Origin of the sequence: Frateuria sp. (assembly GCF_013362045.1) — a bacterium.
Taxonomy (GTDB): Bacteria; Pseudomonadota; Gammaproteobacteria; order Xanthomonadales; family Rhodanobacteraceae; genus Frateuria_A.
The window spans coordinates 1-7,060 of record NZ_JABFWW010000241.1 but is presented as its reverse complement, the minus strand read 5'-3'; the positions used below and the strand labels follow the sequence as shown (position 1 = coordinate 7,060).

The window sequence follows — 7,060 nt, the reverse complement described above, 5'->3', positions numbered from 1 at the left end:
GTCGTTCATTTCGGCGATGACCCTGGGTGCCCAGTGGTCGTCGAAGAGACCGAACTTCTGCTCTAGGTTTATCGGCTCGTATGGCACGGCTCGCTCTCCGGGTACGCTGGCGGACTTCGGGTGAGGGGGCCAGGGACCGGGGTGTCCCGTGGATCCGGCGCTGGTCGGCCAGCGCACCAGCCGCCGGATTGCAATCGCTTGCCCACGGGATATTTCCACCGGCCCGCTCCGACGGGAAGCTAGTGGCTGCCGGGCTTGTAGCTCCCCCCGATCGTGCGCGCGGCGATGTTGATGCGGTTCCAGCTGTTGATCGTCACCACCAGCAGGGTCAGGTCGACCAGCGCATCCTCGTCGTAGTGCTGCCGCGCCTGCTCGTACAGCGCGTCGGACACCGCCTCGTGCGAGGCGAGCTCGGTCAGTTCCTCGGCCCAGGCCAGGGCGATGCGCTCGCGCTCGCTGAACAGGGTGGTCTCGCGCCAGGCCGGCAGCACGTACAGGCGCTGCTCGGTTTCCCCGGCGGCGCGGGCGTCCTTGCTGTGCATGTCCAGGCAATAGGCGCAGCCGTTGATCTGCGAGCAGCGCATCAGCACCAAATCGATCAGCGCCGGCTCCAGGCGGCCGGCGCCGTGGATCTGCTTGCCGAGCTCGACCAGCGGCATCATGGACTTGTAGTGGCGTTGGATGGCGAAACGGGACATGGTGGACTCCTGGTGGGAAGACGGCCCGGACGCGGGCCATTCGATGCAAGGACGCGGCAGCCGCGTCTTTCGTGACTGCCGCCGGCCAGGCCAGTCGTCGGACTGGCGCTCAGCCGTGCTCGCCGACCGCGTAGCTGCCGCCGATGGTGCGCACGGCCATGTTGAGCCGGCGAAGCTGTTGATCACGCCGATCGGCAGGATCAGGTCGACCAGCGCCGCGTCGCCGAAGTGCTGGCGGGCCTGCTCGTAGAGGGCATCCGACACCGCCTCGGGCGAGGCCAGTTCGGTCAGCTCCTCGGTCCAGGCCAGGGCGATGCGCTCGCGCTCGCTGAACATCGAGGTCTCGCGCCAGGCGGGCAGCACGTGCAGGCGCTGCTCGGTTTCGCCCGCGGCGCGGGCGTCCTTGCTGTGCCTGTCCAGGCCATAGGCGCAACCGTTGATCTGCGGGGCGCGCATCAATACAGGTCGACCGGAGTCGGTTCGAGGCGGCCGGCCGTGCGGATGTTCCGGCCAGCGGCATCATCGCCGAGTAATGGAGCACAAGCGGGAAACGGGACATCGGAGCTCCCTTGTGTGCGACGGCCGGGATGGGCCATTCAGTGCAAGGACGCCGCGTTCTCCGGTTTCGTGACAGCCAGCAGCCGAGCCAGCTTGCCGGGATGCCGCAACCCGTGGATCGCGGTGATGCGCTCGCCTTCGCACTCGACCCAGATCACCGCGCTCAGGGTGTCGTCCGCCCACATCAACAGCGCCGGCGCGCCGTTGAGGGTGGTCAACTCGTAGCGGGGCAGGTAAAGGCGGACATTGGTTGCGATCTGCATGTACAGGCGGGCCAGCCGGTCGGCGCCATGCAGCGGCCGCAGCACGGCGCGGACCACGCCGCCGCCGTCGCTGATCTGGATCGCATCCTCGGCGAACAGCGCGCGCAGGGCATCCAGGCTGGGTTGGGCCATGGCGTCGACGAAGCGCTCGAGCATGCGCCGCTGCGCCTGGGCATCCACGCTGAAACGCGGCCGCCCCTCGCGCAGGCGGGTCCTGGCGCGGTGCACGCGCTGGCGGCAGGCATCCTCGCCGATGCCCAGGATGGCGGCGGCCTCGGCGTGGCTGTAGTCGAACACCTCATGCAGCAGGAACGCGGCCCGTTCCTCCGGGCTCAGCCGTTCCAGCAGCAGCAGGAAGGAGAGAGTGAGCGTTTCGTCGCGCTCAAGCGTGGCTTCCGGATGTTCGGCGTCCGGCACCAGCGGCTCGGGCAGCCAGGGGCCGGTGTAGTGCTCGCGTTCGGTCTTGGCGCGGCGCAGCCGGTCCAGCGCCAGGCGCGTGGTGACGGTGACCAGCCATGCTTCCGGATCGTCCAGCGCGGCGGTGTCCTGCGCGTGCCAGCGCAGCCAGGCGTCGTGCAGCACGTCCTCGGCGTCGGCCGGCGCGCCGAGCATGCGGTAGGCCAGGGCGAACAGGCGCGGGCGGTGCTGCTGGAAAAGGGCGGTCTGGGCATCCATGGTTTGGCTCCGGAGGGATACGGCCAGGACGCGCGGCCGCCGGAAAACGTGACCGCCTCAGCGCACCAGCGGCCAGGGCGCGAGGAACACCAGCCACATCAGGATCACGATGCCGACGTACTTGAGCCCGCGGAACAGCTTCGGGTGCTTGCGCTTGAAGGCTTTGCTGCGCTCCCGCCCACGCTGGTTGAGCGCGAACATGCGGTTGACGAAGCCGACCTTTTCGTCCTCCGAGCCGGCGTTGGGCGAGGCGGTGATCCGGCCCATGAACGCCCCCACGCGATGGTTGACCGCGCCCATCCAGCGCGTGCGCAGCGGGCGCTCGACGTCGGCGAACAGGATCACGCGCGTCTGGTCGGTATTGTTCTCCACCCAGTGCACGTAGGTTTCGTCGAACACCACGTCCTTGCCGTCGCCCCAGGCATGCTCCTCGCCATCGACGAAGATGCGGCAGTCGCGCGAGTTGGGCGTGATCAGGCCCAGGTGGTAGCGCAGGGAACCCGCGAACGGGTCGCGGTGCGGGTTGAGCTTGCTGTGCGGCGCCAGCGTGGCGAACATCGCCGCCTTGATGCTGGGGATGGCCTTCAGCAGTTCCACCGTCTTCGGGCACAGCGTCTCGGCCGAGGCCAGCGGCTCGCCGTACCACTTGAGGTAGAAGCGCTTCCAGCCCTGCTTGAAGAAGCTGTTGAAGCTGGCGTCGTTGTGTTTCTCCGCCGCGCGGATGTAGCCCTCGTCGAACAGGTGCAGCGCCTCTTCGCGGATGGTCTGCCAGTTGGCCTGCAGCAGGTCCAGCTGCGGAAAGCCGCGGCGGTCCAGGATCGGCCGCGCCGGCACTGCCGAGAAGGCGTACATCACCAGGTTGTACGGGGCGAAGATCGCCGAGTGGTCGACCAGCTGGCGATCGAAGCGCAACCGCGCCCGCCCGCGCAGGTGCACCAGCAGCACGCAGAGCGCGAACAGCAGGAGCAGCAGCAGGAGGATCAGGCGGGGGGTAAGGATCATGGGGCTGGAACCACAGGGAGGCCGGGGCATTTTACGCCCGTGCAGCGGTGCCCGCTTTTGCTTCTGCGGTGAATGTCTGCGGCAGCGGCGGTTGCTTGAGCGCCCTCTCCCCCGCCACGCGGGGGAAAGGGTTGGGTGAGGAGGGGCCTTTGCCTTGATTTGGATGCCAGAGCCGACGGCCTCCCCCTCTCCTCGGCCCTCTCCCCCGGGCTGCGCCCGGAGGAGAGGGAGCCGAAGCGCAGGATGTGCGTTTCAGCTAGTCGGTCACGTCCGGCTCGAAGAAGCTCCAGCGGATGTCCCCGAACTGCGCCTTCATCGCGCGCTCCACCGTGTTGATCGCCTCGATCAGCGCGCGGTCGCTGGCGCAGGGCTCCATGCGCGCCTTGACCGACACCATCACGTCCGCGCCCATCTGCAGGGTGATCAGGTTGAGCACCTGCGCCACCTCGGGGCGGTTTTCCAGGAAGGCCATCAGCTCGGCGCGGCGGCGCGGCTCCACGCCCTGGCCGATCAGCAGCGCCTTCACCTCGATCGCCAGCGCGACGGCCACCACCACCAGCAGCACGCCGATGGCGATGGTGCCCACGGCGTCGAACAGCAGGTTGCCGGTGAGCATGGTGGCGCCCACCGCCAGCGCGGCCAGGCACAGGCCGAGCAGCGCGGCGAGGTCCTCGCCGAAGATCACCAGCAGTTCGCTGGAACGGGTCTGGCGGAACCAGGTCCACAAATCCTGGTCGCCGCGCGCCTTGTTGACCTCCTGCATGCAGCCGCGCATCGAGATGCCTTCGGCGACGATGCCGAATACCAGCACGCCCAGCGCAAGCCAGGGCCACTTGAGCGGCTCGGGCGAGGCCAGCTTGTGCACGCCCTCGTAGACCGAAAACATGCCGCCCACGCTGAACAGCAGGATCGCCACCAGGAACGACCAGAAGTACAACGCGCGGCCCCAGCCCAGCGGGAACTCATCCGACGGCGGCCGTTTCGCCTGGCGCATGCCCAGCAGCAGCAGGCCCTGGTTGCCGCAGTCGGCCAGCGAATGCACCGCCTCGGCGAGCATCGCGCCGGAGCCGGTGACGAACGCAGCGACCAGCTTGGCGACGAAGATGGCGAAATTCGCGCCGAGTGCGAGGAAGATCGCCTTGAGCGAGTTGGCGTGGCCGGACATGCGTAGGTTCCTGCGGGTGGCCGGTCAGTTTAGGGCAGGCGGCGGGTCGGGCGGACGAGTTGAAGCGCCGAGGCAAGCCTCAGCGGATGCCCACACCCACGCCAACGCCGAAGTGCACGTTGTTCTTGCCCTTGTTCATCTCGTCGGCGGTCCACACGTGCGACTGGTTCACCTGCACCAGCGGAAACACGTAATCGGCCTGGCCTACCTTGCCGGCGCGGCTGCCGCCCAACGAGCCGTTGACGGTGATCAGTCCGCCGGCCGGGTAGTCCAGCGGTTCCACATAGCCGGGCATCACCGCGATGAAGCGGCCGCTGCCGCTGTCGTTGGCCCGCGGTCGCTGCGAGCTGTCCAGCGGATAGGCCAGGATCTCCACCTCGCTGTGGTCGGACAGGTTGTTGACCCCGACGATGCGGCCGCCCCAGATCACCGAGCGGCTGGCGAACTGCTCGGGCGATTGCGCGACCTGGAAAGGCTGCGCGCTCACTGCATTGGACGTGGCCTTGTAGATCGGCGCAGGCGCGCAGGCAGCGAGGGCGAGCAACGCCACCGGCAGCAGCGGGCGGAAGATGAGCGAAGCGAGGCGGATGCGCATGGCGGGCTCCTGACCTTGGCGATGGGGCGGATCGCGGCAGGGGCAGCCGGCCGCAGTCCGCAGCGAGCTTAGCGGCGGGCGCGTGAACGCGGTAGCGGCGCGGGCGGTGGCGCGGCGGCGCCTTCCTCGGCCAGCCAGTCCAGCCGCCACTCCGCCGGGCGTTCCTGTGCCAGCAGCCGCGACAGCGCGCGCAACGGCTCGCGCAGGGCGTCGTCGAGCTTCCACGGCGCATTGAGGATGGCCATGCCCGAACCGTTGAGCCGCAGCGGCGAATCATCCGCGTGCACCAGCAGTTCCGCCCGCAGCACGCGCCGCGCGCCGCAGTGGCCGAGCCAGCGCAGGAACGGCTGCACCTGGCTGCGCAGCTTGACCGGATACCAGACGGCGTAGATGCCGGTGGGCCAGCGCACGAGCGCGGCCTTCAGCGCCTGCTCGATCAGCCGGTACTCGGCCTCCTGTGCCTCGTAGGGCGGGTCGATCAGCACCAGCCCGCGCTTCTCCTTCGGCGGCAGCAGCGCACCGAGTGCCTCGTAGCCGTTGCGCTGGTGCACGTGGATGCGCCGGTCCTGGTGGAACAGCTCGCGCAGCCGCGCGGCTTCCTCCGGGTGCAGCTCGCACAGCTGGGCGCTGTCGGCTTCGCGCAGGGCGATCGCCGCCTGCAGCGGCGATCCCGGGTAGAGCTTCAGGCCATGTTCGTTGCCGGGCAGCGCGAGCAGGCCGTCCAGCCACCGGCGAAGCAGCGGCGGCAATGTGCCGCCAGCGGCGGCGTGCGGGCCCACATCGGGGAACAGCAGCCGCCCGACACCCTCGCGCCATTCGCCGGTCTTCTGCGCCTCCTTGCCCTCCAGCGCGTAGCAGCCGCTGCCCGCGTGCGTGTCGATCACGGCGAAAGGCGTGGGCTTGGCCTTCAGCGCATCGAGCAGTGCGGCCAGCACGACGTGCTTGAGGACGTCGGCGAAATTGCCGGCGTGGTAGGCGTGGCGGTAATTCATGGCGCGAGTATAGGGTGCACGCCGTTCAGTCCGTGGCGTTGTGCGCCTCGCTGACGCCGATCAGCTCCGGCTGGGCCGGCTCGCTGCGTCGCCCCAGCCACGGATGCACGAACACGGCGGCCAGGATCACCGCCACGCCGACGTAGAACGGCCAGGCCAGCTCGCGCTGCTCGCCCAGCAACAGTATCGCCAGCACGATCGCGTAGACGGGCTCCAGGTTGGTCACCATCTGCGTGCCGAACGCGCTCAGGTGGCGCAGCGCCACCAATGCCAGCGCGAAGGGCAGCAGCGTGCAGCCGAAGGCGAGCAGCGTGAGCAGCACGGCGTCGTGCAGGCCCGGCAGCACGAACGCCGCGCCCGCGTGCGGCAGCCACGGCACCAGCAGGGTCAGGAACAGCGTGCCGGTGCCCAGTTCGAGGCAGGTCACGGTGAGCGGGTCGCCATGCTCGACCAGCCGCTTGTTGCAGGCGCTGAACAGCGCCACCAGCAGCGCCGACGCGGTGCCCACCACCAGCCCCAGCCGCATCGCGGTCGGCACGCCGCCGACCACCAGCGCCACGCCCGGCACCACCGCCACGCCGAGCAACAGCTCGTGCGGGTCGAAGCGGCGGCGGGCGATCCAGGGCTCGACGAAGGCCAGGAACACCGGCCCAAGCGCGATGCAGGTCGCGCCCACCGAGGCGTTGGAGAGCTTGATCGCCGCGTAGAAGGTGAGCCAGTGCAGCGAGACCAGCACGCCGATGCCCGCATAGGCCAACCTGAGCTGCGCCGGCATCGCGCGCAGCCCACGCCACACGCGCGGCATCGCCAGCAGCGCCACCGTCACCAGCAGCATGCGCCACCACACCAGAGCCGGCGCCGGCAGCGTGATGGCCTTGCCGAGGATCGCGGTGAAACCCCACAGGAGGACGCAGAAGTGGATCTGCAGGCGGGCCTTGCTGGTGGCTTGCATGGGGAGGGTGCGTACGGGAGGTCGGCGCATTCTAGTGGGTGCGCGCCTTGCTTCCTCTCGGTCAGGGCGATTTGCTCCCTCTCCCCCGGCTCTGTCGGGGGAGAGGGAGCTGTACGGCAAGCCAGGATGCGACGCCTCAGCGTGTGCCGCCCTTGTCCTT

General features: G+C 69.2%; 7 protein-coding genes. All 7 read right to left on the bottom strand.

Features of this window, described 5'->3' with window-relative positions; translation table 11 throughout:
• Window positions 1-239 precede the first annotated feature (239 nt).
• Window positions 240-1,154, bottom strand: coding sequence for a carboxymuconolactone decarboxylase family protein (locus HOQ08_RS11625; protein ID WP_291194848.1), 915 nt, complete (start codon window positions 1,152-1,154; stop codon window positions 240-242).
• Window positions 1,155-1,294: 140 nt separating this feature from the next.
• A complete protein-coding gene (gene sigJ / locus HOQ08_RS11620; RefSeq protein ID WP_291194845.1) occupies window positions 1,295-2,194 on the bottom strand; it encodes an RNA polymerase sigma factor SigJ in 900 nt (299 codons plus the stop codon).
• Window positions 2,195-2,251: 57 nt separating this feature from the next.
• The gene (locus HOQ08_RS11615; RefSeq protein WP_291194851.1) at window positions 2,252-3,178 is read right to left on the bottom strand and encodes an aspartyl/asparaginyl beta-hydroxylase domain-containing protein; all 927 of its coding nucleotides are present in this window, start codon (window positions 3,176-3,178) and stop codon (window positions 2,252-2,254) included.
• A gap of 274 nt (window positions 3,179-3,452) precedes the next feature.
• The gene (locus tag HOQ08_RS11610) at window positions 3,453-4,361 is read right to left on the bottom strand and encodes a cation diffusion facilitator family transporter (protein WP_291194842.1); all 909 of its coding nucleotides are present in this window, start codon (window positions 4,359-4,361) and stop codon (window positions 3,453-3,455) included.
• 79 nt (window positions 4,362-4,440) lie between these two features.
• Entirely contained in the window at window positions 4,441-4,956 is a 516-nt protein-coding gene (locus HOQ08_RS11605; RefSeq protein ID WP_291194839.1) for a Slp family lipoprotein, read from the bottom strand.
• Between the two features lie 68 nt (window positions 4,957-5,024).
• A complete protein-coding gene (rlmJ, locus tag HOQ08_RS11600) occupies window positions 5,025-5,948 on the bottom strand; it encodes a 23S rRNA (adenine(2030)-N(6))-methyltransferase RlmJ (RefSeq protein ID WP_291194836.1) in 924 nt (307 codons plus the stop codon).
• Window positions 5,949-5,973: 25 nt separating this feature from the next.
• Window positions 5,974-6,900 (bottom strand): DMT family transporter, encoded by a 927-nt coding sequence (locus tag HOQ08_RS11595; RefSeq protein WP_291194833.1) that lies wholly within the window; start codon window positions 6,898-6,900, stop codon window positions 5,974-5,976.
• Window positions 6,901-7,060: the final 160 nt, after the last annotated feature.